This is a genomic window from Streptomyces sp. NBC_00158 (assembly GCF_045160885.1).
Taxonomy (GTDB): Bacteria; Actinomycetota; Actinomycetes; order Streptomycetales; family Streptomycetaceae; genus Streptomyces.
Window position 1 is genome coordinate 4,789,524 of record NZ_CP108161.1, and the last position, 24,908, is coordinate 4,814,431.

21 protein-coding genes are annotated in these 24,908 nt (G+C 75.1%); 8 read left to right on the forward strand and 13 right to left on the reverse strand.

Annotation, left to right across the window (positions count from 1 at the left end):
• Positions 1–3 precede the first annotated feature (3 nt).
• The 7 genes from OG553_RS22065 to OG553_RS22095 all read left to right on the forward strand — a co-directional run bounded on the left by OG553_RS22065 (position 4) and on the right by OG553_RS22095 (position 8,483).
• Positions 4–1,968 carry a GTPase gene (locus OG553_RS22065; protein WP_405980636.1) on the forward strand — a complete coding sequence of 655 codons (1,965 nt, stop codon included), beginning with the start codon at positions 4–6 and terminating at the stop codon, positions 1,966–1,968.
• A 105-nt stretch (positions 1,969–2,073) separates the two neighbouring features.
• Positions 2,074–2,481: a single-stranded DNA-binding protein gene (locus tag OG553_RS22070; protein WP_405980637.1), complete on the forward strand. Its 408-nt coding sequence runs from the start codon at positions 2,074–2,076 to the stop codon at positions 2,479–2,481.
• 269 nt (positions 2,482–2,750) lie between these two features.
• A complete protein-coding gene (locus tag OG553_RS22075; RefSeq protein WP_405980638.1) occupies positions 2,751–3,935 on the forward strand; it encodes a TQXA domain-containing protein in 1,185 nt (394 codons plus the stop codon).
• A 32-nt stretch (positions 3,936–3,967) separates the two neighbouring features.
• Positions 3,968–5,455 (forward strand): bifunctional phosphatase PAP2/diacylglycerol kinase family protein, encoded by a 1,488-nt coding sequence (locus tag OG553_RS22080; RefSeq protein WP_405980639.1) that lies wholly within the window; start codon positions 3,968–3,970, stop codon positions 5,453–5,455.
• Between the two features lie 170 nt (positions 5,456–5,625).
• A complete protein-coding gene (ettA, locus tag OG553_RS22085; protein ID WP_362463050.1) occupies positions 5,626–7,290 on the forward strand; it encodes an energy-dependent translational throttle protein EttA in 1,665 nt (554 codons plus the stop codon).
• A 9-nt stretch (positions 7,291–7,299) separates the two neighbouring features.
• Positions 7,300–7,767 (forward strand): acyl-CoA thioesterase, encoded by a 468-nt coding sequence (locus OG553_RS22090; protein WP_405980640.1) that lies wholly within the window; start codon positions 7,300–7,302, stop codon positions 7,765–7,767.
• Entirely contained in the window at positions 7,764–8,483 is a 720-nt protein-coding gene (locus tag OG553_RS22095) for a hypothetical protein (protein ID WP_405980641.1), read from the forward strand. The genes OG553_RS22090 and OG553_RS22095 overlap by 4 nt, the downstream gene beginning before the upstream one ends.
• A 102-nt stretch (positions 8,484–8,585) precedes the next feature.
• On the opposite strand, the gene OG553_RS22100 is transcribed toward OG553_RS22095, so the two are convergent.
• From OG553_RS22100 to OG553_RS22110, 3 genes are all read right to left on the reverse strand, one after another.
• A complete protein-coding gene (locus tag OG553_RS22100) occupies positions 8,586–8,933 on the reverse strand; it encodes a DUF1036 domain-containing protein (RefSeq protein ID WP_405980642.1) in 348 nt (115 codons plus the stop codon).
• Positions 8,934–8,943: 10 nt separating this feature from the next.
• Entirely contained in the window at positions 8,944–9,153 is a 210-nt protein-coding gene (locus tag OG553_RS22105; RefSeq protein ID WP_345501486.1) for a hypothetical protein, read from the reverse strand.
• Between the two features lie 188 nt (positions 9,154–9,341).
• Complete coding sequence (locus OG553_RS22110) at positions 9,342–9,746, reverse strand: globin (protein WP_405980643.1); 405 nt, start codon at positions 9,744–9,746, stop codon at positions 9,342–9,344.
• Between the two features lie 109 nt (positions 9,747–9,855).
• On the opposite strand from OG553_RS22110, the gene OG553_RS22115 reads away from it, so the two are divergent.
• Positions 9,856–10,854: a methyltransferase domain-containing protein gene (locus OG553_RS22115; protein WP_405980644.1), complete on the forward strand. Its 999-nt coding sequence runs from the start codon at positions 9,856–9,858 to the stop codon at positions 10,852–10,854.
• Here OG553_RS22115 and OG553_RS22120 read toward each other — a convergent pair.
• The 10 genes from OG553_RS22120 to OG553_RS22165 form a co-directional block, all read right to left on the reverse strand.
• Positions 10,851–11,906, reverse strand: coding sequence for an FHA domain-containing protein (locus tag OG553_RS22120; RefSeq protein WP_405980645.1), 1,056 nt, complete (start codon positions 11,904–11,906; stop codon positions 10,851–10,853). The genes OG553_RS22115 and OG553_RS22120 overlap by 4 nt on opposite strands.
• A 16-nt stretch (positions 11,907–11,922) precedes the next feature.
• Entirely contained in the window at positions 11,923–13,251 is a 1,329-nt protein-coding gene (locus OG553_RS22125; RefSeq protein ID WP_405980646.1) for a vWA domain-containing protein, read from the reverse strand.
• A 41-nt stretch (positions 13,252–13,292) separates the two neighbouring features.
• Entirely contained in the window at positions 13,293–14,630 is a 1,338-nt protein-coding gene (locus tag OG553_RS22130) for a protein phosphatase 2C domain-containing protein (RefSeq protein ID WP_405980647.1), read from the reverse strand.
• A 279-nt stretch (positions 14,631–14,909) separates the two neighbouring features.
• Positions 14,910–17,744, reverse strand: a complete 2,835-nt coding sequence (locus tag OG553_RS22135) for a tetratricopeptide repeat protein (RefSeq protein ID WP_405983105.1) — start codon at positions 17,742–17,744, stop codon at positions 14,910–14,912.
• A 5-nt stretch (positions 17,745–17,749) separates the two neighbouring features.
• Entirely contained in the window at positions 17,750–19,009 is a 1,260-nt protein-coding gene (locus OG553_RS22140; protein WP_405983106.1) for a hypothetical protein, read from the reverse strand.
• Between the two features lie 119 nt (positions 19,010–19,128).
• Positions 19,129–20,220, reverse strand: coding sequence for a glutamate ABC transporter substrate-binding protein (locus OG553_RS22145; RefSeq protein ID WP_405980648.1), 1,092 nt, complete (start codon positions 20,218–20,220; stop codon positions 19,129–19,131).
• Positions 20,217–21,623 (reverse strand): hypothetical protein, encoded by a 1,407-nt coding sequence (locus tag OG553_RS22150; RefSeq protein ID WP_405980649.1) that lies wholly within the window; start codon positions 21,621–21,623, stop codon positions 20,217–20,219. The genes OG553_RS22145 and OG553_RS22150 overlap by 4 nt, the downstream gene beginning before the upstream one ends.
• Positions 21,624–21,835: 212 nt before the next feature.
• Positions 21,836–22,807, reverse strand: a complete 972-nt coding sequence (locus OG553_RS22155; protein WP_405980650.1) for an N-acetylglucosamine kinase — start codon at positions 22,805–22,807, stop codon at positions 21,836–21,838.
• Positions 22,798–24,063 (reverse strand): 6-phospho-beta-glucosidase, encoded by a 1,266-nt coding sequence (locus tag OG553_RS22160; protein ID WP_405980651.1) that lies wholly within the window; start codon positions 24,061–24,063, stop codon positions 22,798–22,800. The genes OG553_RS22155 and OG553_RS22160 overlap by 10 nt, the downstream gene beginning before the upstream one ends.
• Before the next feature lie 5 nt (positions 24,064–24,068).
• A complete protein-coding gene (locus OG553_RS22165; RefSeq protein ID WP_405980652.1) occupies positions 24,069–24,908 on the reverse strand; it encodes a carbohydrate ABC transporter permease in 840 nt (279 codons plus the stop codon).

Here is a 24,908-nt window from a genome sequence, read left to right on the forward strand (position 1 = left end):
GCGGTGACCGCCCTGACCGACCGCGACAGCGACCACGCCGGCGACCGGTGGGACGACGGGTTCATCGCACGCTCCCGCCACCGCGCCGGCAGCAAGGGCGGCCCGCGCGGTACCGGCACGCGCGCCGGCGACGCCCTCATCGACGACGCGCTGCTCGACGCCGCCCTCCTCGCGTCCGGCCTCGACGAAGAGGCAGGACGTGACGGCGGGAGCGCCGAGGACGACGGGGACGACGACGCGGTCGTGCGGGCCGTCTCCGGCGCCGGCAGCGACGGCGGCAAGGCCCCCGCACCCCCGCTCAGCCCCGAGGCCCAGGCCCTGCGCACCCGCCTCGACGCCCTGCGCCAGCTCGTCGGACTGTCCCGCACCCGCCTCGACGGCAAGACCCTCGCCGAAGCCGGACGGGTCCTGGACGAAGCGGCCGCACGCCGGGGCCTGTCCCCGCAGCACACCGTCGTCGCCATCGCCGGAGCCACCGGAAGCGGCAAGTCCACCCTCTTCAATTCACTCGCCGGAGTGCAGATCTCCGAAACCGGACTGCGCCGCCCGACCACCGCCGCCCCCATCGCCTGCAGCTGGTCCGACGGCGCCGCCGGCCTCCTCGACCGGCTGGAGATCCCCGGACGGCTGCGCCGCCGGCCCCGCGAGACCCCGGAGGCCGAGGCGCTGCGCGGCATGGTCCTCGTAGACCTGCCCGACCTGGACTCGGCGCTCGGTGCGCACCGGGAGCACGTCGACCGGGTGCTCGCGCTGGTCGACGCCGTGGTGTGGGTGGTGGACCCGGAGAAGTACGCGGACGCCGTCCTCCACGAGCGGTACCTGCGGCCGCTGGCCGGGCACGCCGAGATCACCTTCGTCGTGCTGAACCAGGTCGACCGGCTCCCCGGCGACGCCGCCGACCTCGTACTCGACGACCTGCGGCGGCTGCTGGACGACGACGGGATCGCCCTCGGCGAGCACGGCGAGCCCGGCGCCACCGTCCTCGGACTGTCCGCCCTGACGGGTGAAGGGGTCGGGGAACTCCGCGAGCTCCTCGGACAGTTCACCCAGGAGAAGGGCGCCGCGACCCGCCGGATCTCCGCCGACGTCGACCGGGCCGCCACGCGCCTGCGCCCGCTCTACGTCACCGACGGGCACTCGGGCCCCTCCGGACCCGAGATCGGCGAGGCGGCACGCGCCGAGTTCGAGGACCGGCTCGCGGAAGCCGTCGGGGCCTACGCCGCCGGCCTCGCCGCCGAGCGGGCCTGGCGGCGCAACGCCGGCAAGGCCTGCGGCACGCCCTGGCTGCGGCTGTGGCGCTGGTACGAGAGCCGGCGCGCCCCCCGGTCGCTCGCCTCGCTCGCCCTCATGTCCGCCAGGGGCCGCGGCTCCGGCACCTCCGCCGCCGTGCCTCCCGAGGAGGAGGTGACCGCCCGCCAGCGCGTGGAGCAGGCCGTACGGACGGTCGCCGACGAGGCGGTCGCAGGCCTGCCCGACCCCTGGGCGCAGGCCGTACGGGAGACCGCGGTGCGCGGTGCCGAACAGCTGCCGGAGGCGCTGGACGAGCTGGCGGTGACCCTGGGCGCGGCCGTCGCCGTGCCCGGCGCGAAGCCGCCCAGGCCCGCTTGGTGGCCGGTCGCGGTGCTGGCGCAGGCGGCCATGACGCTGGTGCAGATCTTCGGCGGCCTGTGGCTGGTCGGGCAGATCGTCGGGGTCCTGGAGCCGAAGCTGCTGCCGCCCGTCCTGTTCATGGCGGCCGGCATCGTCGGCGGGCCGCTGGTGGAGTGGGCCTGCTCGATCGCCGCCCGGGGGCCGGCGCGCCGGTACGGCCAGGACGCCGAACGGCGGCTCAGGCAGGCCGCGGCGGGCTGCGGCCGGGCCCGCGTCCTCGAACCGGTGGCGGCCGAGCTGCTGCGCTACCGCGAGGTGCGCGAGCAGTACGCGGCGGTCGCCGCAGGGGGGACGAAGTTGTCCACAACCCGCCAGTAATCCACAGGCCGGAGCGGGGGACCGGGGCCCGGGGCCCGGGGCCAGCATGGTCGTACCTCGTGCGGATGGTCCGCACGGGTACGACTTCGGGGGAGGGCGGCCGGGATGAACGACACCCTGGTGACGCTGGTGGGGCACGTGGCGACGCAGGTCGACTTCAAGGAGACGGCGACCGGGCCGTCGGCGAGATTCCGCTTCGCGGTGACCCCGCGCTACTTCGACCGGCGCACGGAGACCTGGACGGACGCCCCCACCAGCTTCTACACCGTGTGGGCGCGCCGGGTGCTGGCGGTCAACCTGGCCAGTTCCGTCTCGGTGGGGGAACCGCTGGTGGTGCACGGGCGTCTGCGGGTCCGGGAGGGTCCGCCCGACGGCGAAGGCGTCCGCTGGTTCTCGGCGGACATCGACGCGATCAGCGTCGGACACGACCTCAACCGCGGAACGGCGGCCTTCCGCAGGGTCGTCAAGACGGACACCCCACTGATGGGCCCTCAGAAGGCGGCGGTGGTCTGAGTGTTCGAGGCGGCTAGGATTCCCCGGTACTCACGGGCACCTTGGTCTTCGGCCCGAAGGGGAGAACTGTGTCGATTGCTGTTCCCGTGTCCTCCACACCCTCCGAACCCCGCGCGGCGTCCGCCGCGTCCGCGGGCGGGCCGGCCTGCGCATCCACCGTCCCACCCGAGGCCGGACCAGTCCGGCCGGAGGTTCCGCTTCCACCCGGTGCCGGTGCCGGTGGCGGTCCTGCCGCGGCCGGCAGCGTCGCCGGTGCCGTCCGCGGCTCCGTGCGCCGGCCCCTGGCGGCGGCCCTGCTGGCCGCGGCCCTCACCGCGGCGCCCGGAGCCCGCGCCGCGGCGGACTCCGGCCCGGCCGCCGCCGGCCGGGCGGCCGGGGGCGCGAGCGCCGTGCTCGACGGCCTCAAGACGTACGGGCAGGCGGTCCTGCGAGCCGGGGACGGCTCGGTCCGGCAGATCCCCGCCGGGCTGTACGAGATGCGGGTCGACGGCGGCGGCATGCTCCAGACGTACGGGGTCGGCGTCGCGGGCTACGCGCAGCCCCAGGCCCGGTACACGGAGAGCGGCTGGGGCGGCAGCCCCCTCACCGGGAACACCGACGCGGGCGGCCGGATCCGCTGGGTCCTGGAGCACTCCTACCCCCAGCACAACGACCTGGCCGGGCTGGCGAAGGCGGCCGGGGCCGGCGCGCTGACCGCGGAGAGCGCGGCCGCCGGGACCCAGGTGGCGATCTGGCGGCTGGCCGACGGGGCGCAGGTGGAGGCGGCCGACCCGGCGGCGGAGCGGCTCGCCGACTACCTCCAGCGGGAGGCCGGGCGGCTGCCGGAGCCGCCGGCGTCGCTCGGGCTGGACCCCGGGCAGGCGTCCGGACCGCTGACGGGCGCCGTCGGGACCCGGCTGGGCCCGGTCACCGTCCGGACGGGGGCGCAGAGCGTGACCGTCACCCCCGACGCGGCCGCCACGGCCATGGGGGTGCGGGTGGTCGACTCCGAGGGGCGGCCGGTGACGTCCGCGGCGAACGGCAGCCGGCTGTACTTCGAGGTGCCCGCCGGCACCCCGGACGGGACGGCCTCGGTGACCGTGCACGGCTCGACGAAGGTGCCCGTCGGCCGGGTCTTCACCAGCGGGATCCCGGCCGAGGCGCAGATCGTGGCCGGCTCCAGCGAGTCCGCGGCGGCCGCCACCGCCACGGCGGTCTGGCCGCAGCCCCCGGCCGCCGCGGCGGGCACGGCCGGAGCCGTGGGCCAGCTGGCCGGCGCGTCCGAGGCGGCGGTGGCCGCCGAGTCCGCCACGGCCGGGCAGGACTCCCCGGACGAGGAGCGGCTGGCGACCAGCGGCAGCTCCGCGGCCACTCCGGTCATCGCCTCCCTCGCGGTCGGGCTGGTGGTGCTGGGCGGCATGGTCGTCCTGCTGCTGCGCAAGCGGCCGTTCGAGGGGGAGGACGGCGAGGTGTGATTCCGGGCGGCGGCCCGGGGTAGGCGCGAAGGATGACTGATCAGCATCAGAAACTGACCTGGCGGGGCACCCTCGCGTCCTGGGACCGGCGGCTGTTCGACCTCGTGGCCCGGCGGCACTGGCCCGGGGCCGAACGGGTGCTGCCCGCCCTCGGGCGGGCCGCGAACCACGGGGTGCTGTGGGGCGGGACCGCCGCGGTGATCACCGTCCTCGGCTCGCCCCGGGCCCGCAAGGGGGCGCTGACCGCGGCCGCCTCGCTCGCGCTGGCCTCGGGCACCATCAACACCGTCGGCAAGTGGTCCGTGCGCAGGCCCAGGCCGCTCCTGGAGGGGGTGCCCGCGGCGCGGCTGCCGGCCGTGCAGCCGTGGACCACCTCCTTCCCCTCCGGGCACTCCGCCTCGGCCGCCGCCTTCACCGCCGGCCTCGCCCTGGAATCCCCCGGGTGGGGGGCCGCGGTGGCCCCGGTGGCCGCGTCCGTGGCCTTCTCCCGGGTCTACACCGGCGTGCACTACCCGTCCGACGTGCTGGCGGGCGCGGCCCTCGGGGTCGCGGCGGGGTTCGCCGTACGCGGCCTCGTGCGCCGGGCCGAGCGGGCGCGGGCCGTCCCCGGCGGCGAGCGCCCGGCGGCCGACGCGCCCGCGCTGCCGGACGGGGCCGGGCTGACGGTCGTGGCGAACACCGCGTCCGGCCCGGCCCGGGGCGGGGAGCTCGACGTACTGCGCGGGCGGCTGCCGGGGGCGGAGGTCGTGGAGTGCGCGGGCGACGAGGTGGAGGCCGTGATGGCGGCGGCCGCCGCCCGGTCCGCGGTGCTCGGGGTGTACGGCGGCGACGGCACCGTCAACGCCGCCGCGACCGCCGCCCTGCGGGCCGGGGTGCCGCTCGCGGTGTTCCCCGGCGGCACCCTCAACCACTTCGCGCTGGACCTCGGCCTCACCGGCCCGGAGGACACCTGCCGCGCCCTCGCCGCCGGCCAGGCGGTCCGCGTCTCCCTGGGCCGCATCACCCCGGCCGACGGGGCCGGGCAGGCGGCCCGGTACTTCCTGAACAACTTCAGCATCGGGGCCTACCCCGAACTGCTGCGGCACCGCCTGCGGTGGGCGCCGCGGATCGGGGGCGGACCGGCCGCGGTGCTGGCGGCCTGGCGGGTGCTGCGGGCCGAGCGGCCCGTCCGGCTGACCCTGGCCGGGCGGCCCCGCAGCGCCTGGCTGCTCTTCGCGGGCAACGGCACCTACCAGGGCACCGGCCCCGCCCCCCGCCGCCGGGCCGGACTCGGCGAGGGCCTGCTCGACCTGCGGCTCGTCCACGGCGGCGGCCGCCCCGGCCCGCGCCTGCTGGCCGCCGCCTTCGCGGGCCCGCTCAGCCGGTCCCCCGTCCACGTCGCCACCCGGCTGCGCGGCCTGCACGTCGCGGACATCCCGCCCGGCACCCCGCTCGCCTACGACGGCGAATACGCCCAGGCCCCCGCCGCACTCACCCTCGACGCCCTCCCCGACGCCCTGACCGTCTACCGTCCCCGCTGAAGTCGGCCCGTCCGTACTCGTAACTCGTGATACCGGAAGCACTCAGTGTCATCCCGCCCTGGCCGGGGGCCCGCGGGGCCCCGGGGGAGCCGTACTGGTTTCCCCCGGGGGATGGACGTACGGCAGTATGGGGTGTATCTGCCCACCATCGATCTGCCGGACGGTTTCTCTTGGCTGAGTTCATCTACACCATGCGCAAGACGCGCAAGGCGCACGGCGACAAGGTGATCCTCGACGACGTCTTCCTGAACTTCCTGCCGGGGGCCAAGATCGGCGTGGTCGGCCCGAACGGCGCCGGTAAGTCCACCGTCCTGAAGATCATGGCGGGCATCGAGCAGCCGTCCAACGGCGACGCCTTCCTGTCGCCCGGCTACTCCGTCGGCATCCTCATGCAGGAGCCGAAGCTCGACGAGTCCAAGACCGTCCTGGAGAACGTCGAGGACGGCGTCGGCGAGATCAAGCAGAAGCTCAACCGGTTCAACGCGATCGCCGAGGAAATGGCGACGAACTACACCGACGAGCTGATGGAGGAGATGGGCAAGCTCCAGGACGACCTGGACCACGCCAACGCGTGGGACCTGGACGCCCAGCTGGAGCAGGCCATGGACGCCCTGGGCTGCCCGCCCGGCGACTGGCCGGTCACCAACCTCTCCGGTGGTGAGAAGCGCCGCGTGGCCCTCTGCAAGCTGCTGCTGGAGGCCCCCGACCTGCTGCTCCTCGACGAGCCCACCAACCACCTCGACGCCGAGTCCGTGAACTGGCTGGAGCAGCACCTGGCCCAGTACAAGGGCGCCGTCGTGGCGGTCACCCACGACCGCTACTTCCTCGACAACGTCGCCGAGTGGATCCTCGAGCTCGACCGCGGCCGCGCGCACCCCTACGAGGGCAACTACTCCACCTACCTGGAGAAGAAGGCCGAGCGCCTCAAGGTCGAGGGCAAGAAGGACGAGAAGCGCGCCAAGCGCCTCAAGGAAGAGCTGGAGTGGGTCCGCTCCAACGCCAAGGGCCGCCAGGCGAAGTCCAAGGCCCGTCTCGCTCGCTACGAGGAGATGGCGGCCGAGGCCGACAAGATGCGCAAGCTCGACTTCGAGGAGATCCAGATCCCGCCGGGCCCGCGCCTGGGCTCGATCGTGGTCGAGGTCAACAACCTCTCCAAGGCGTTCGGCGACAAGGTCCTCATCGACGACCTGTCCTTCACGCTCCCGCGCAACGGCATCGTCGGCATCATCGGCCCGAACGGCGCCGGCAAGACCACGCTCTTCAAGATGATCCAGGGCCTGGAGCAGCCGGACTCCGGCGAGATCAAGGTCGGCGAGACCGTCAAGATCTCGTACGTCGACCAGGGCCGCGCCAACATCGACCCCAAGAAGACCCTCTGGGCGGTCGTGTCGGACGAGCTGGACTACATCAACGTCGGCAACGTCGAGATGCCGTCCCGCGCCTACGTCAGCGCCTTCGGCTTCAAGGGCCCGGACCAGCAGAAGCCGGCCGGCGTGCTCTCCGGCGGTGAGCGCAACCGCCTGAACCTCGCGCTCACCCTCAAGCAGGGCGGCAACCTGCTGCTCCTCGACGAGCCCACCAACGACCTCGACGTCGAGACCCTGGGCTCGCTGGAGAACGCGCTGCTGGAGTTCCCGGGTGCGGCCGTGGTCGTCTCCCACGACCGCTGGTTCCTGGACCGAGTGGCCACCCACATCCTCGCCTACGAGGGCGAGTCCAAGTGGTTCTGGTTCGAGGGCAACTTCGAGTCCTACGAGAAGAACAAGGTCGAGCGGCTCGGCCCGGACGCCACCCGTCCGCACCGCGCCACCTACAAGAAGCTCACCCGGGGCTAGGTCGCGGTCATGGCCAGACACCACTACCGGTGCCCCCTCCGCTGGGCGGACATGGATGCCTTCGGGCACGTCAACAACGTCGTCTTCCTCCGCTACCTGGAGGAGGCGCGCATCGACTTCATGTTCCGCCTGGCGCCGGGGGAGGGCAGCGAGTCCTTCACGGGCGGGTCCGTCGTGGCCCGTCACGAGATCGACTACAAGCTCCCCCTCGTGCACCGGCACGAGCCGGTGCTCATCGAGTCCTGGGTGACCCGGATAGGCGCCGCGTCCCTGACCATCCGCTACGAGGTCAAGGACGAGGCGACCGAGGACGCTCCGGAGACCGTCTACGTCCGCGCCGAGACGGTCGTCGTGCCCTACAACCTCGCCGAGGGGCGGCCCCGCCGCATCACCGAAGAGGAACGGCACTTCCTGGAGCAGTACCTCGACAAGCCCGAGAACGCTCCCGCGGCCGCCGAAGGGCGCCTCGCGGCATGAGCGGACAGCTGCGCCTCGCCGACTCCGGGGAGGCGGCGGACCTCGCCGCCTTCCTGGGCCGGCTGGTGCACTACGACCGCGCCGCCGCCGTACGCCTCCAGGCGCCGGCGGGCGGCGGCGCGCTCGCCGTCTTCGGACGGCCGCCCTCCTTCGAGGTCCTGGCCGTCCGCACGGCACGGCTCGCCGAGCCCCTCGCGACCCCGCTCGACGTCACCGTCTCCGCGGGCGAGCTGCTGGAGGCCGTCGACGAGAGCGGCGCCGCCGTGACCGTCCCCGGCCCCGTCACCGGCCCGCCCTGGGCGGGCGTCCTGCCGCCCCGCGGCGGCTGGCGTCCCGTCCCCGGCCTGCCCGCCCCCGAGGCGGTGCGCGCGGCCGTGGCCGCGGCCGTCGCCGAGTTCCGCGCCCGCGACGAGGCCCTGCCCCCACAGCACCGGACCCGCTCCGAGCGGGACCGCATCGGCCGCGAGATCTGGTCCCGGACCCTGGGCGACACCGAGCTGCCCCTGCGCGCGGTGCACGCCGCCCAGTCCCTGGGCTTCCTGCGCCCGGTACGCACCCCCGTGCCCGCGGGCGCCCCCGACGCGGGCGCTCCCGCCCCGGTGGCCCTGTTCGCCTCCGGCGGCTGGCTGCGGCTCAGCACCCCGTACGGCTCCGTCGCCACGCGCCGCCCCGGCGCCCTCGCCGGCCTGGGCGGGATCCAGGTGCGGCCCGTCTAGGGCTCCCGTCCCGGACCGGGCCGGGGCCGCCCGCCCACCGGGTACCGGGGGCGGACGGGCCCGCTCCGTGCGCCGTGCTCTGCCCCGCCGTGCCCTGCAGGGCTACGGGTTGAACGAGTGCACGTGGTTCGGACGGGTCACGACGAACTCGCTCATGAAGATCGTCCGCGAGTTGGAGTCCGACGTGTTCGCGCACCACTCGAAGGCGCTGTTCGGGACCGTCTCCCGGAAGCGGTCGCGCCACTCGACGCCGTCGCCCGCGAACGCGTAGCAGTACCAGATCTGGTTGAGGGCGAGGACGTCACCGCCGTAGACGACGGCGCTCTCCCCGGGGCCGAGCCTCCACCAGCCCTCCTTGACCCAGTTGCTGCCGTCGGAGCAGCTGGGATGGTGCCGCTCGACCATCGTCCAGATCTCGCGGTGGTAGTTGTTCTGGAACCTCATGGACATGGCGCGCCTCCTATTCCGAGTCCAGCTGCCTGCGGGCGGCCGTGCGGCCGCCGGACCCGTACTCGGGTGCCGGCCCGCGGGCGGGTTGGGAGGAACTCGCGCTCGTACTCTCGTGCAGGCCGGGATCCGCGCCGGACGCGTTCGCGGCGAGGGCGCGGTCCAGCGCTTCCCCGTCCGCGTCGGTGGTCGGATCAACCGTGTCTGCGGTGCCCTGCGACATGGAACCTCCAGTTCCGTCGGTGTCGGTGCGACGGAAGGGGTTCCCGGGAGGGCGCGCCGGGTACCGCGGGCGCCCCGCCCGTGCCCCGTACGGGCCTGGCAGGGCCCCCGGCCGAGGGGAAGCGTTCGGCCGCTTGCAGGGACCCCTGCACGCGGAGGGCGTCGATCCGGTAAGGACCGGGTGTCCGGCTAGCCGGCGGTGTTGATCATCGAGGCGGCCGCGTAGGTCAGGTACCGCCACAGCTGCGCCTCGTGGTGCGGGGCGAGCCCGAGCTCGTCCACCGCCACGCGCATGTGCGCGAGCCACGCGTCGTGCGCGGCCGCGTCCACCTGGAACGGCGCGTGCCGCATGCGCAGGCGCGGGTGCCCGCGGTGCTCGCTGTACGTCGTCGGACCGCCCCAGTACTGCATCAGGAACAGTGCGAACCGCTCCTCGGCGGGCCCGAGGTCCTCCTCCGGGTACATCGGGCGCAGCAGCGGGTCCTCGGCGACTCCCTGGTAGAAGCGGTGGACCAGACGGCGGAAGGTCTCCTCGCCGCCCACCTGCTCGTAGAAGGTCGTCTCCTGGACCGTGCTCTGCGCGTCGTCATTCACCCGACCATCGTCTCAGACGCCCGGACGGAGGACCCCGGTCCTAGGACCACTGCCGCACCGTCCCCGCCGCGAGGTCGCACCCCGGGCCCGACCGCAGCACAGTGGAGACATGGGCACGGCGAAGGCCGCGGAGAAGGACCTGCGGGAGACGGCGCACGCCGCCCAGGTACGGGAACTCACCGCCGCCGGCGTGCTGGAGGACCCGGCCTGGCGGGCGGCCTTCGCCGCCGTGCCCCGGCACGTGTTCGTGCCGTACTTCTGGACCGGCCGTGGAGCGGGGCACGAGCGGCTGTGGGACGAGGATCCGGACCCCGAGCGCCGGGCCCGCTGGCTGCGCGGGGTGTACACCGACGCCCCGCTCGCCACCCGGCTGCGCGACGGCGAGCTCGTCTCCTCCAGCAGCCAGCCCTCGCTGATGGCGAAGATGCTGGACGCGCTCCGGGTGCGGGACGGGGACAACGTGCTGGAGATCGGCGCCGGCACCGGCTACAACGCGGCCCTGCTCTGCCACCGGCTCGGCGACGGCCTCGTCACCACGGTGGACCTGGACGAGGAGATCACCGAGTCGGCCCGCTCCCACCTGGCCCGGCTCGGCTACCGGCCCGCCGTGGTCACCGGCGACGGGGCACGCGGCTGCCCCGCCCGGGCGCCCTTCGACCGGATCCTCGTGACCTGCACCCTGCCGCTGATCCCGCCCGCCTGGCTCGGCCAGTGCCGGCCGGGGGCGCGGATCCTGGCCCCGCTGTCGACCGGGCTGATCGCGCTGACCGTCCGGGACGCCGGCTTCGCGGAGGGCCGCTTCCTGCACACCTCCGCGTACTTCGTCCCGCTGCGCGGGGCCACGGCCGCGCCGGGGCCGCCCGGGGCGACCGGGCCGCTGCACGGGATCCCGTACGAACTGGTGGAGAACGAGCGCTTCCAGTTCCTGCTGATCCTGACCGCGGACGTGCTGCACCCGCGCGAGGCGCTCGACCTGTGGCGCGGCGAGGGCCGGCCGGCGCGCGAGCGGTTCGGGGTCACGGTCACCCCGGAGGGGCAGTGGGCCTGGCTCGACGATCCACAGGGGCCCTACGCGTGGCCCCTGGGGGAGCCGTCCGCCCCCGGCTAGCCGCGGCGGACGGTGATGGTGGTCCAGGCGCCGACGTGGACGCGGTCGCCGTCGGCGAGGGGCACGGGCACGTACGGCTGGATGGGGTCCTCGCCGCCGTTGATGGTGGTGCCGTTGGTGGAGTTCTGGTCGACCACGGCCCAGGTCAGGTCCGGCTGCTGGACGAGCACCGCGTGCTGGTGGGAGACCCCCGGGTCCTCCGGGGGCACCGACAGGTCGATGTCGGGGGACTCGCCCGTGGAGGCACGGCGGCGGCCGATGGTGATCTGCCCGCCGGAGAGCGGCAGGTGGAGCTCCGGGGAGTACGCCGGCAGGTTGAGCGCGGCGGCCTCGGGGCCGCTGCGCTGCATCATCGCCATGAAGTACGAGCGGTCGGGGCCGATCGTCGCCGACCAGGAGGCGCCGGCGCCCCGGTCCGGGGCCGCGAAGGGCTCGGGCTGTGACGGCTGCGAGGCCTGCGACGGCTGGGGCCGCTGGTAGTCGGGCTGCGGCTGGTACTCGGGCTGCGGCGGAACCGGCGGTACCGGCGGCGGTGCGGGCTGCTCCTGCGCGGGCGGCTGGAGCAGCCAGTCGTCTTCGCCCTGGAGCGGCTCCGCCGGCCGGTTGACCCGCGACGGGCGGGAGCCCTGGTACTCGAAGTGGTCCTGGGAGAACACCGGCTGGGGCGGGGCCGGCGGCGGGGGCGGCGGGGTGGCCACCGCGCCGGTGCCCGGTCCGGCGGCGGCTCCGGGGGCGGCGATCTGGCCCCCGGCCGGCGTCGCGGGCTCGGCGGCGTACGGGGTGGCCGAGCGGGTGAGGAAGTTGTACCGGCACTCCTCGCAGAAGGGGGCCATCGCCTCGCGCGGGGTCCGGCACTGCGGGCACAGCTCGGCCTGGGCGGTCGGCTCCCCGCTGGTGGGAGGGTAGCCGTAGCCGTAGGAGGGTGCAGCGGGAGCGGCGCCGGCAGGGGCGGTCATGCGGAGGCCGCAGACCTCGCACCAGTCGTCGGAGGCGGACTGGTGGCCGTTCGGGCAGGTCGGCATCGCGGCGTTTCCCCCTTTTTCCTGCGTCATCGCGTCAGGCTTCTTCTCAGGTCTTCTTCACTCGGACGGTCTGCGTCGAACGCGTTTCAAGGGTCATCTCGTCGGCATCGGCGACCTTCGCCTTCAGCCGCACAGTACCCGCCGCCGCGTCCACGACATCCACCACCTTCGCCAGCAGTTTGGCGGTGTCGGCGTTCCCGGAGGCACTCGCCAACTGCACGGCACGGCCCAGCTTCGCCGTCGCACTGTCGACATCGCCCATTTTGCGGGCGTCCAGGCCCTGCTGGATAGCCTCCGCGAGTTCCGCCTGCCCCGTGTAGTGCGCCACCTGGGGGTTGATGGCCGTCGACACGGCGAGGTCGGCCGTCCACACCGCCCGGACCAGCCCCTGGGCGAGCGGCGGCCGCGGCTCGCCGTCCGGCCCCGGCAGGACCAGCGAGGCCCGGGCGGCCAGCATCTCCTGCCCAACGGAGGCCCCCGGCACGCGGACGCACACGTGGTACTCGCGGGACTCGTCGCCCCACGAGCCGGTCGGGTAGTCCCCGGCGCGCGGGCCCGCCTCGGTACGGCGGCCCGTCAGGTCGTGGACGGAGGGCGAGACCTGCTTGACGTACTGGACCTCCGCGCCGACCGGGGTCCACAGGCGCAGCGCGACGTCCGCGACCTCCTTGCCCATGGCCTGCCCCATCATGCGGGTGAAGTCCTCGGCGAGGTGGGCCGGATCGGCGACGATGTCGGCGGAGCCGAGCAGCGCCCGCGCGATCCCGGTGACCTCCTTCACCTCCCAGTCCGTGCCCACCCCGCGGGCGTCGCAGGTGAAGCGGCCGGCGCAGGCGTCGAGGGTGGCGCGCAGCACGGCCGGGTCCTCGTGCTCGTTGCGGCCGTCGGTGAGCAGGATGCCGTGCCGGATCGTCGCCGTGGTGCGGCGCAGCAGGCCGTCGGCCAGCCGCAGCCAGGTTCCGATGGCCGTGCCGCCGTGCGCCTGCAGACCGCGCAGGGCCTCCTTGGCCTGGGCGCGGGTGACGGGCCCGGCGGTGGCGAGGGCGCCCTGGCCGGGGTACACCTCCCTGGCCTCGTGCGTACCGGCGATCACGGCGAAGGCCGTGCCGTCGCGCAGGGTGTCGATCGCGGCGGCGGTGGCCTCGCGGGCGCCGCGCATCTTGTCCGGCGGGTACTCCATGGAGCCGGAGCAGTCCACCATGATCACGACGGCCGCGTCCTGGCCGCCGGGCGCGTGCGCGGCGGTGGCCGTGGCCCCGCCGGTGGAGGTGACCGTCACGATGGCGTGCACGTCCCGCCCGCCCTCGGGCAGGAACTCGTTCTGGTACACCTCCACGCTGAAGCGGGGTGCGCTCGGCTTGGCGAAGTTCGCCATCGGTGGGTCTCCTCCTCCGGGCTTGCCGGTGCGGCGGTTGGTCAGGCGCCGGGACGGAACCGGGGTTCCGCTTCGGGTTCCGCTTCGGGCTGGGCGTGGGCTTCCGCGGGGGGCTGCGGCGGTTCCTGTGCCGGGCCCGCGAAGGGCACGACGGCGACGGTGATGTTGTCGTGACCGCCCCCGTCCAGGGCGTGCCCGACCAGCACCTGCGCGCTGTGCAGCGGCCGGTCGGCGGCGTCCGCGGGCAGGACCTGCGCCATCTCCCGCGCGGACTCGGCGTAGTTCCACAGGCCGTCCGTGCAGACGACCACCACGCCGGGGTGGTCCGGTCTGAAGCTGGCGGTGTGCGGGTCGAGGTCGTACGCGTCGGCCCCGAGCCAGCCGGTGATGGCGTGGGCCCGGACGTCGGCGTAGGCCTCGGCCTCGCCCATCAGGCCCGCCGCGACCATCTGCGCGGCCCAGGAGTCGTCCTCGGTGAGCCGGCGGGCCAGGGCGGCGCGGTCGTCCGGCACCCAGTAGGCGCGACTGTCGCCGACCCAGCCGATGGTGAGCACGCCGCCGCTGACGACGGCTCCGACCAGCGTGCACGCGGGGGCGTTCTGCGCTCCGGGGGCCGGCGGGGCGAGCGCGGTGACCGCGGAGGCCGCCGCGAGGATCGCCCCGCGCATGGCCTCCACCGGGTCGGTGCCGCGCGGAAGGGCTTCGAGGAGCGACTCGTTGGCGGCACCGGCGGCGGCCGCCGAGGCCTCGTCGGGGCGGCTGGCGGAGGAGACGCCGTCGCAGACGATCGCGACGGTCGCGGCCGACCCGTCGGGCAGGGCGGTGGCCGACACGGCGAAGGAGTCCTCGTTGCGGTGGTGGCGCAGGCCGCGGTCGCTGACGGCGGCGACGCTGCAGAGCTCCTCCTCCAGGTGGTCCCGCTCGCGGGGCTGCGCGTGGCCGCAGTGCTCGCAGTACCCGTCCGTGTCCACGTGCCCGGCGCGGCAGGCGACGCAGGTCCTGCCCTCGCCCTGCGGGGCGGCGGCGTACGGGTTCTCCTGCGGGGCGGCCGCGTACGGCTCCGGCTCCTCGTCCCCGGTGCCGGGCGGGTCGTGGCGCACCCCGCCGGTGTCCTGCGGGGCCTGGGCGTACGGGTCCTCGTGCGGGCCGTCGGGGCCGGTGGCGGCGGACGCCCAGGGGGCGTCCGGGCCGGTCTCGCCCTCCCAGCCGGGCGCGGGCACGCCGTACCCGGCGGTGGCCGCGCCGTAGCCGGCGGAGTACGCGGCCCCGGCCGGGACGGGCGCGGGCTCGGGCTCGGCACCGGACGCGGCCGGGAGCCCGCCCGCCGGGGCGCCGTACCCGGGCTCCCACCCGGGCGCCGCCACCGGAGCCGGAGCCATGGCTGGAGGGGCGGGCGGCGCGGCCGGTGCGGCCGGGGCCGGTGGGACAGAGGGGGTTGGCGGGACAGGAGCCGGAGGGGCCGGCGGGGGGCCGGCCGGGGGCTCGTGAGCGGCCCGGCCCGCCGCGCCCGCGGTCGGGGTGACCGGGAGGGTCGGGGTGGGGTCCGCGTCCGGGGGAGCGGCGGAGAGGGCGTATCCGCACACTCCGCAGAAACGGTCACCCTCCTCCAGGGGCTCCGCGCAGCTGGGGCAGCCCGACGGCCGATGCATCGACATCACTCACACCCACGTCCGGGGACGGAAACGGTTTGCCCGTTCCACCAGTTCGATCCGCTCCTCGCCCCGCTGCGCCAGCCGGGCGAGGACGCGGTAGGAGCGTTCCAGGCCCAAGCGCAGCCCCCGCTCGTCCAGTTGACTGCCGAGCAGTGAGGTCCGGCCGAGGTCGGCACCCCGGCTACCCGACAGTACCCAGTCCAGGGCGGAGCCCAGAACCTCCGTCGCCAGCCGCTCCTGCCGCTCCGGGTCCAGGCCGAACCGCCGCAGCGCCTCCACCTGGTCGGAAGCCGCCGCGAGGTCGGCCAGCAGCTCCTCGCCCGGGGGCCGGTCGCGCAGGCGTGCCCGTACCGCCGCCACCCGTGCGGCGGTGTAGTGGATCGACGCCTCCGGTACGGATTCCAGGGTGCGCACCGCCGCCTCCCGGTCCCCGGCCGCCAGTTGGACCCGGGCCAGCCCGAAGGCCGCGCTCACGAAGCCCGGGTCGGTGATCCAGACGAGCCGGTAGTACTCGGCGGCGTTGTCCAGCTGGCCCAGCACCTCCGCGCACAGCCCGAGCGCCAGCTTCGGCGCCGGCTCGCCCGGGAAGGCGTCGTAGACGGCGTCGAAGGACAGGGCCGCTATCTCGTCGTCCCCGGTGGCCAGCGAGGCGATCCCGCGCGCCCACACCACCCGCCAGTCGTCCGGGTGGCGGGCCTCCAGCTCGGCCAGCGCGTCGCCGGCCACGGCCAGTTCGCCCAGTTCGAGCCGGGCGCGCAGCTCCCGCAGCCGCAGCTCGGCCGAGTCGGCCGGGGCCGCGCCGAGGGCGCCCAGCAGGTCGGCGGGCGCGGAGGCGAGGAGTCCGGCGAGGAACCCGGCATTGGGGTCGGACGGGTCCACCAGCGGCACCGGCAGCGCGAGCGCGGTGTCACGAGGGTCGAGCACCGCGAGCCCCGCCGTCGCCGGCGCGGCCGTACGCGGCACCGGGAACGGCGCGGACGCCTGCGCGGGCACCGCCGCGGCGTGCCGGGGTCCTGGCACCGGGGCCCCGGCGACATGCGTGGCGGTGGTCCCGAGCGAGGGCAACGCCCCGCCCCCGACGGGAGCAACGGACACAGGGGCGGATCCGGGCGCACCGGCGTACGCCGCCCCGCTCCCGGGCGCACCGGCGCCCCCGGCCGCACCCGGGCCCACGGCCCCCGCGGCCTCGGCGGTGACCGCCGGGACGCCGGCCGCCGGAGCCCGCACGGCGCCGGCCGCCCCCGCCCCCGCAGCCTCCGCCGCGCCCGCCCCCGTGCCGCCGGAGCGCCGGCCGAGCCGGAACCCGCCCCGCCGGGGGGCCACGGACCGCACGCCCAGCCGGGACACCTCCGCCCCCGCCGCGTCCTCGTACAGCTCAGTGTCCGGAACCCGCAGTTCCGGCCCGAAGAGGGTCGACAGCCACGGCCTCGGCCGGCCCGTCTGCAGCGCGACGACCTCCCGCAGCACACCCGTCAGCTGGTCCGCCATCTCCTGCGCCGACGCGAACCGCCGCCCCGGATCGGGATCCGTCGCCCGCACCAGCAGCCGGTAGAAGGACTCGTACCGCTGGAACACCTCGATGTGCTCCGGATCCGGCAGCGAGTCCACGAACACGTTCGTGTAGCCCTGGAAGTCGAAGGTCAGCACCGCCAGCGTGCGCGCCACCGTGTACAGGTCCGAGGCCACCGACGGCCCCAGCTCCGCCACCTCCGGAGCCTGGTAGCCCACCGTCCCGTAGATGGCCGACTCCTCGTCGTCCATCCGCCGCACCGCACCCATGTCGATCAGCTTCAGCTGGTCCTGCTGCTGGATCGCGTTGTCGACCTTGAAGTCGCAGTACAGCAGGTTCCGGCTGTGCAGGTGCCCGAGCGCCTCCAGCGCCTCGATCCCGTACGCGCACGCCTGCTCCACCGGCAGCGGATCGCGCCGCCCGTCCGGCCGCCGCCGCTCGTTGGCGATCTCCTTCAGCGACTTGCCGCCCACGTACTCCATGACGATGTACCCGTCCAGCGAACCCGTCCGCTGGTCCAGGTGCTCCACGAAGTTGTAGATCCGCACGATGTTCGAGTGCTCGATCTCCGCGAGGAACCGCCGCTCGGAGATCGCCGCCTCCATCGCGTCCTGGTCCCCGGTGTCGAGCAGGCCCTTGAGCACCACCCACCGGTCCGACACCGCCCGGTCCACCGCCAGGTAGACCCAGCCGAGCCCGCCGTGCGCCAGGCAGCCCGCCACCTCGTACTGGCCGTGCACCACGTCCCCGGCGCGCAGCTTCGGCACGAAGGAGTACGGGTGCCCGCACTTGGTGCAGAACCCCTCCGTACGCCCCGGCCGGTCCCCGCGCGCCCGGCCCACCGGCGCCCCGCAGTCCGAGCGCGAGCAGAACCGCTTGCGCTCCGGCACCTCAGGATTCTCCAGCACCGCCGCCGAAGGATCCGGACGCGGCACCTCCGGGACGCTGACCAGCCCCGCGCCCAGCCGGCTGCGCCCCGACGAGGACGCCGACGAGCCCGAACTGCGCACCGACACCGACCGGGTGGACGCCGACCCCGGCAGCGAGCGCGACAGCCGCCCCGACACCGAACGCCGGGACGACGAGGACCGCGAGGACCGGGACGAGCGGGCCGACGCCGAGGAACGCCCCGAGCCGCGCGAACCCGCCGAACCCCGGGAGTCGCCCTGCCGGGCGGCGCTCGTCATCCCCGTCGGCGGCGACACCAGCTCCTCCGCACCCGCCGCGACCGCACCCACCGGCGCGAGCCCGCAGGTGTCGCAGTACACCTCGCCGCCGCCCATGTCCTCGTACGACCCCGGGCAGCCCGGACGAAGGCAGGGCGATCCGATCAGGCTCACGCCTCCTCCTCTCCCGGCCGTCCGGGCCGGTGGTCCTGCGGCGCCAGCGCCTCCGCCGTCGCCTGCTGGTAACGCCACACCGCCTGCTCGGCGGCCCGCAGGTCGCAGGGCGCGCTCCACAGCATCCGCCGGGCCGCGTCGTACCGCTCGATCAGCAGCGGGTCCTCCGCCAGCCCGTGCCGGGCCGCCTTCGCCCTGTACGCGTCGAGCCGCCCGCGCAGCTCCGCCCGCACCGCGAGCGGAGCCGTCACAGCGGTCAACGACTCACGGGCCCGCCGCAGTTCCTCCTCCGCCCGGTCCTCCAGCGCGTCGAGCAGCGGGGACAGCCGGTGCCACTGCGACTGCCGCCGGTACTCGGCCGCCGCCGCCAGCTGCTCCTGCAGGGCCGTCGGCGGACCGCTGACCGCCGGCACCTCCGACGCCGCGATCTTCGCCAGCACCTCGCCGCGCGCCGTCCGAGCCTCCGACAGGGTCCGGTCCGCCCGCGACAGCAGGTCCCGCACCGCGATCAGCCGCTGCTCCGCGTCCTGCCGCACCGTCAGGACCGCCTCGACCTCACGCCGTACGTCGTCCAGCGCGCGCGCCGCCCGGTCGTAGCGGGCGGTGTCCGGACGGCCCCCGCCCGGCGCGGAACTCCCCGCCACAGACACCCAGAAGGCCAGCGGGTCGGCGATCACCGCCTCCCGCAGCTCCGCCAGCTCGGCGGTGATCTCCTCCAGATCGTCCCCCGAGGGGTGCTCGCCCGGCCGGACCCCCACCGAGCGCGCCAGCGAACGCGTCCGGTGCAGCTCGGCGGCGAGCAGGTCGATCCGCGCGGGCAGCGCCGACCACACCGCGTCGGCGGCGACCACCACGTCCAGGGAGGCCGCGTACAACTCGTTCATCCGGGACACCAGCTCGGCCAGCGAGAAGCGCTCCGCCAGCGCGACGCCCTCCACCCCGGCCCCGGCGATCGTCACCCCGGGCCCGCGCAGCCGCTCCGTCAGCTCCGCCAGGTCCTCCCGGCTCGGCCAGCGGCGCCGCTCGCGGATCTCCCGGGCCGCCGCGAGCGCCCCGCTGTACGCGTCGAAGTACGTCCACAGCCGGGTCACCGACGCGTCCGCGGCGGCCCACCGCTCCTTGGTGACCCCGCTCAGCGCGGCCCCCTCCAGCAGCCGCCGGCCCGCGTGGTCCTGGAGCGCCAGCAGGGACGTCTCGACGGCCTCGTGCTCCGCGCCCAACCGCGCCAGCGCCCGGTCCACGTCGTCCCGGTCCATCACCGCGGACCCCGTACCCGGCCGGCCCGCACGGAACCCGCCCGCACGGTCCCCGCCCGCGTGAAGCCCGTCCCGCCCGTCCCGCTCGCTCACGTACCGCTCCGAATCCGCCATGGGCCTCAGCCGTCCCGGTACTTGGGCGCCGGCGGCACGCTCGCCTTGGGCAGGACGTCCTCGAAGTGCTTCTTGTAGGAGGTCGTCCACGGGCTCTGGTCACCGCCCGCCCGGTAGTTCTCCAGCACCTTGTTCACCCGGCGCACCAGGTCGGGGGCGTCCTTGTTGATCGCCACCCCGTAGAACTCGCGGGTGAACGGCGCCCCGACCAGCTGCACCGACGGGTCCTGCGCCGCCTGCCCGGCGGCCAGCGCGTTGTCCGTGATGATCCCGTCCACCTCGCCCAGCTGGAGCCGCACCAGGCAGTCCAGCTGGTTCGCCACCGACACCCCGACCGACCCGTACGACTGGGACTTCAGGGCCGCCTCCGCCGTGGAACCGGCCGCCGTGCAGATCCGGCGGCCCTTCAGCGAGGCGTCGTACCCGGTGATCGGCGAACCCTTGGGGGCCAGCACCTGCTGGCCCGCCTCGAAGTAAGCCGTCGAGAACGCCACGTCCTCCAGGCGCTTGCAGTTGATCGTCATGGTCCGCACCACGATGTCGACCCGGCCCTCCTGGAGCGCCGGGACGCGCTGACTGGTCGGGATCGCCCGGTAGATGACCAGGTCCTCGTTGCCCAGGATGTCCTTCGCTATGGCCTTGACCAGGTCGATGTCGAAACCGTCCAGGTGCCCGTCCGGATTGCGGTAGCCCCACTTGAAGCTGTTCTGGTCCACGCCCGCCACGAGCTTGCCCGCCTTGCGGATCCGCTCGATCGCGGGCCCGTCCAGCCCCGAAGGGCGCAGACTGGCCTCCGGGTCCTGACAGGTGTCGGCCGGCGCGTACGGGACCACCGCCACCGAAGCCGGATCGTGGACCACCCCGGACCCGCCCGAGGACGAAGACCCGGCCAGCGGCAGCAGCACCGCGGCCGCCGTCACCGCGCAGGCCGCGGCCATCGCGCTCACCCCGCCCCAGCCGCGCAGCCGGCCCGCCGCGCGCCGCACCCGGGCCGCGCCGGCCCGCCGCGGCCCGCCCGCCGCGGCCTCCTCCGGCGTCCCCGGCCCGTACGGCTCCGGCCGCTCCGGCCGTGTCCCTCGTATCCGCATCGATCTCACCTGTACTCCGAAAGCCTGCGACCGATGCCGAGGAGGGCCGCCGCCGCGCCGGCGACCGCCAGCACCGCCGAGCCCGTCACCAGCCCGCCCAGCGCGCCGAGCCCGCCCCGCGCGGCCAGGGTGAACTGCTTCTGCTCATGGGCCACGGCCCGCTCCAGGGAGGCGTCCACCGTGTCGAACGAGGCCCCGCTGCTGTCCTTGTGCTTCTCGTCGCCGATGACCTGCGGCAGGGCCTGCTCGTAGTCGCCCTTCATGTCGGCGTCCCGGGCCGCCGCGTGCCGCTGCTTCCACTGCGCCACGCCCTCGACGGCCTTCGAGACCGGATCCCGGCCGCTCCCGTCGTCCGCCAGCCGCAGCGCCCGCGCCAGCCCGGCGTCGAGCTGCTTCATGTTCTTCTCGTAGTCCACGTCGTACTTGTCGGACTTCTTGTCCTCGGCCAGTACGGCACCCCGCGCGATCAGCGTCAGGTTCTCGTTCGCCCGCGCCTGGAGCGAGGCGATCCGCGCATCGTTCAGCACCTTCAGGGACTCCTGGCCGTCGGCCCTGGCCTCGCCCAGCCCCGCCCGCGCGACCGACTGCCCCACCGTCAGCCACAGCAGCACCACCGCCGCGGCGGCCGTCGCCCCCAGCAGCCCGTGGTTGAAGACCCGGTTCGTACGCCGGTAGTTGCGCCGCTGCGCCCACACCAGGGCGGCCAGCGCCAGCACGCCCGCGCCCGTCGCCGCCACCGGCCAGGACCGGGCCTCGTCGTAGTCCGTGTACAGCCGGCCCGTCTCCGCCTCGTACAGCCGCTGCGCGGCGGGCAGCAGCACCGTGCTCATCTGCTCGTTGGCGTAGCGCAGGTAGGCGCCGCCCAGCGGCAGCCCCTGCCGGTTCGTGGCGCGGGCCTGCTCGATCAGACCGGTGTACCGGGGCAGCTGCTCGCCGAGCAGCGCGATCTCCTTGCGGGACTCCCCGCCGGCCCCGGTGTTCGCGGCCGCGCTCACCAGCAGCCGGGAGGCGTTCGCGATGTCCTTCTCGTACCGCTGGCGCACCTCCCGGGGCTCCTGGGCACCCGCGAGGAAACCACTGGAGGAAGCCGTGTCGGCGTCGGCCAGAGAGCGGTAGATGCTCGCCGCGTCCGCACTCAGCGGCTGGCTGCGCCCCACCACGTCCTCGGCGGCGGTGACCCGCCCGGACACCTCCCACACCGCGACGGCGCCGAACAGCACGACCAGGGCGGCCAGCACCGCGCCGATGATCCGCAGCCGGCCCGGCTCGGTCGTCGCCGCGGCGCGCACCCGCTCCACGCCCTCGGCCCAGGCCGTACCGCGCCCGGGCGGCCCGGACGCTCTCCCGTCCGGCCCGGCGGGCGTCCCGGAGGTACCGCCCCCGGGCGCGGACGCGCGTGTCGTGATGGCCACCGTGACCTCCCCCTCGGTCCCTCTGCTCCGCAGCAGTATGGCCGTAGCGGCGCCCGACCACAGCACCCGGTGCCCGATCTTGGACGATCCCCCTCCCGGACCGCCCGGCCCCCGCCCCGGCTCCTACCCCCTCGGTTTCCCCCGTCACCCTTCGACGTGAATACGCCGCAGCGGCCCCCGTGGTTCCAGGCGTACGCGCCGACGGCCCGGGTTCACCCGAATTGGGCACGCAGCCGCGCCAGCGCCGACGGGGGTGCGCCCAGGGCGTCCAGGCCCAGCAGGGCCGAGCCCAGGACCGGCGGGGCCGTGACCACCGCGAGGCGGGCCAGGGGGGCGCGGGCGGCCAGGAGTTCGGCGATCCGGTCGTTCAGGAGCGGGTGCCGGGCCGCGAGGACGCTGCCGCCCAGCAGCACCGGCGCCTCCCGCTCCAGCAGCCCGAGCCGCTCCAGCGCCACCGACGCCAGCGCCACCACCTCCTCGGCCTGCCTCTCCACCACCGCCGCCGCCACCGGGTCGCCCGCCGCCGCCACCGCGAACAGCACCGGCACCAGCTCGTGCAGCCGCCCCCGGTCCAGCGGGCCCAGGTGCAGGGCTTCGATCAGCGCCGCCATCGAACCCAGGCCGAAGTGCCCCGGCAGGGCCGCTGCCAGTGCCGTCGGCCCGCCGCGCCCGTCCTCGGCGCGCGCCGCCCACCACATGGCCTCCTGGGCCAGGCCGCCCCCGCCGCCCCAGTCCCCGGAGATCTGACCGAGGGCGGCGAAGCGGGCGGTCCGCCCGTCGGGCAGCATGCCCACGCAGTTGATGCCCGCCCCGCAGACCACGGCGACCCCGAGCGGGCCGTCCGCGCCGGCCCGCAGGATCGCGAAGGTGTCGTTGCGCACCTCGGTGGCCGCGCCCCAGCCCCGCGCCGCCACCGCCTCGGTGAGCCGCCGCTCCTCCACCGGCAGGTCGGCGTTGGCCAGGCAGGCCGAGACCCGGGCCGCGCGCGGCACCCCGGGCAGCCCGGCGGCGGCCGCCGCCCCGGCGACGGCCTCCGCGAGGACGTCCACGGCCGCCTCCACACCGGACACGGGCGGCTGGAAGCCCCCGGCGCGCCCGGTGCCGAGGACCGTGCCGTCGGCGGCGACCAGCGCGGCGTCGGTCTTGCTGTTGCCCGCGTCGATCGCGACGACGGCTACGCCCACGGCAGGTGCTCCTTGTTGTGCGCGAGGAGCCGGTCGGTCAGCCCCTCGGCGAGGTCGTACTGTCCGACGAGCGGATGGGCCAGGAGGGCCTTGAAGACCCGCTCGCGCCCGCCGCGCAGGGCCGCGTCCAGCGCGAGGTCCTCGTACGCGCTGACGTGCGCGACCAGCCCCGCGTACAGGGGGTCGAGCCGGGGCGCGGGCAGCGGGACCGGGCCGTCGCCGTCGACCCGCGCCTGCACCTCGATCACGGCGTCGTCCGCCAGGAACGGCAGCGTGCCGCCGTTGCGGGCGTTGACCACCTGCACGGACGGCCCGCCGCCGCCCAGCAGGGCCGCCGCGAGGTCCACGGCGGCCTCGGAGTAGAAGGCCCCGCCCCGCTTGGCCAGCAGCGCGGGCTTCTCGTCGAGCGCGGGGTCCCCGTACAGGGCGAGGAGTTCCCGCTCCATCGCGGCGACCTCGGCGGCCCGCGAGGGCTTCTCGCCGAGCTCCCGGACCACCTCGTCGTGGGCGTAGAAGTAGCGCAGGTAGTACGAGGGCACCACGCCGAGCCGGTCCAGCAGCGGCCGGGGCAGGTGCAGGTCGGCGGCGACGGCGTCGCCGTGCTCGGCCAGCAGCCGGGGCAGCACGTCGGTGCCGTCCGGGCCGCCGAGCCGGACCCCGAATTCCCAGGTCAGGTGGTTGAGGCCGACGTGGTCGAGGTGGACCTCGGCGGGCGCCGCGTCCAGCAGCCGCGCGAACTTGCGCTGGAAGCCGATGGCGACGTTGCACAGTCCGACGGCCTTGTGGCCGGCCCCGAGCAGGGCCCTGGTGACGATCCCGACCGGGTTGGTGAAGTCGATGATCCAGGCGTCGGGGGCGGCCCGGCGGACCCGTTCGGCGATGTCGAGGACCACCGGGACGGTCCGCAGGGCCTTGGCGAGCCCGCCCGCGCCGGTGGTCTCCTGGCCCACGCAGCCGCACTCCAGCGGCCAGGTCTCGTCCTGGAGCCGGGCCGCCTGCCCGCCGACGCGCAGCTGCAGCAGCACCGCGTCGGCACCGGCCACGCCCGCGTCCAGGTCGGAGGTGGTGGTGACGCGGCCCGGGTGGCCCTGCCGGGCGAAGATCCGCCGGGCCAGGCCGCCGACCAGCTCAAGCCGTTCGGCGGCCGGGTCGACCAGTACGAGTTCGCTGACGGGCAGTGTGTCGCGCAGCCGTGCGAAGCCGTCGACCAGTTCGGGCGTATAGGTGGAACCGCCGCCCACCACTGCGAGTTTCATCGGGATCAGCCTTTCACTCCGGTCAGGGTGACTCCCTCGACGAACGCCTTCTGGGCGAAGAAGAAGAGGACGATCACCGGGGCCATGACGAGCACCGTCGCCGCCATGGTCAGGTTCCAGTTGGTGTGGTGCGCGCTCTTGAAGGACTCCAGGCCGTAGCTGAGGGTCCAGGCGGCCGGGTTGTCGGAGGCGTAGATCTGCGGGCCGAAGTAGTCGTTCCAGGCGCAGAAGAACTGGAACAGGGCGACTGCCGCGATACCGGGCTTCGCCATCGGCAGGACCACGCGCAGCAGGGTGCGGACCTCCCCGCAGCCGTCGACGCGGGCCGCGTCGAGGTACTCGTCGGGGATGGTCAGCAGGAACTGCCGCAGCAGGAAGATGGAGAAGGCGTCGCCGAAGGCCAGCGGGACGATCAGCGGCCACAGGGTGCCGGACAGGTCGAGCTGCTTCGCCCAGAAGAGGTACATGGGGATGAGGACCACCTGCGGCGGCAGCATCATCGTGGCGATCACCAGGAGCAGCGCGAGCCGCCGTCCGCGGAAGCGGAACTTGGCGAGGGCGTAGGCGACGGGCACCGAGGACACCACGGTCAGCACGGTGCCGAGCCCCGCGTACAGCAGGGTGTTGCGCCACCAGGTCAGGAAGCCCGGGGTGTTCCAGACCTGCGCGTAGTTGCCCCATTCCCAGGTGCGAGGCCACAGCTCGCGGGTGAGGGCCTGCTGGTCGTCCATCAGGGAGGTGAGGACCAGGAAGACGAAGGGGAGGACGAAGAACAGGGCGGCGGCCACGGCCAGTGCGTGGACCCCTATCCAGTGCAGTACGGCCTTGCGGCGGTGGGTGCGCAT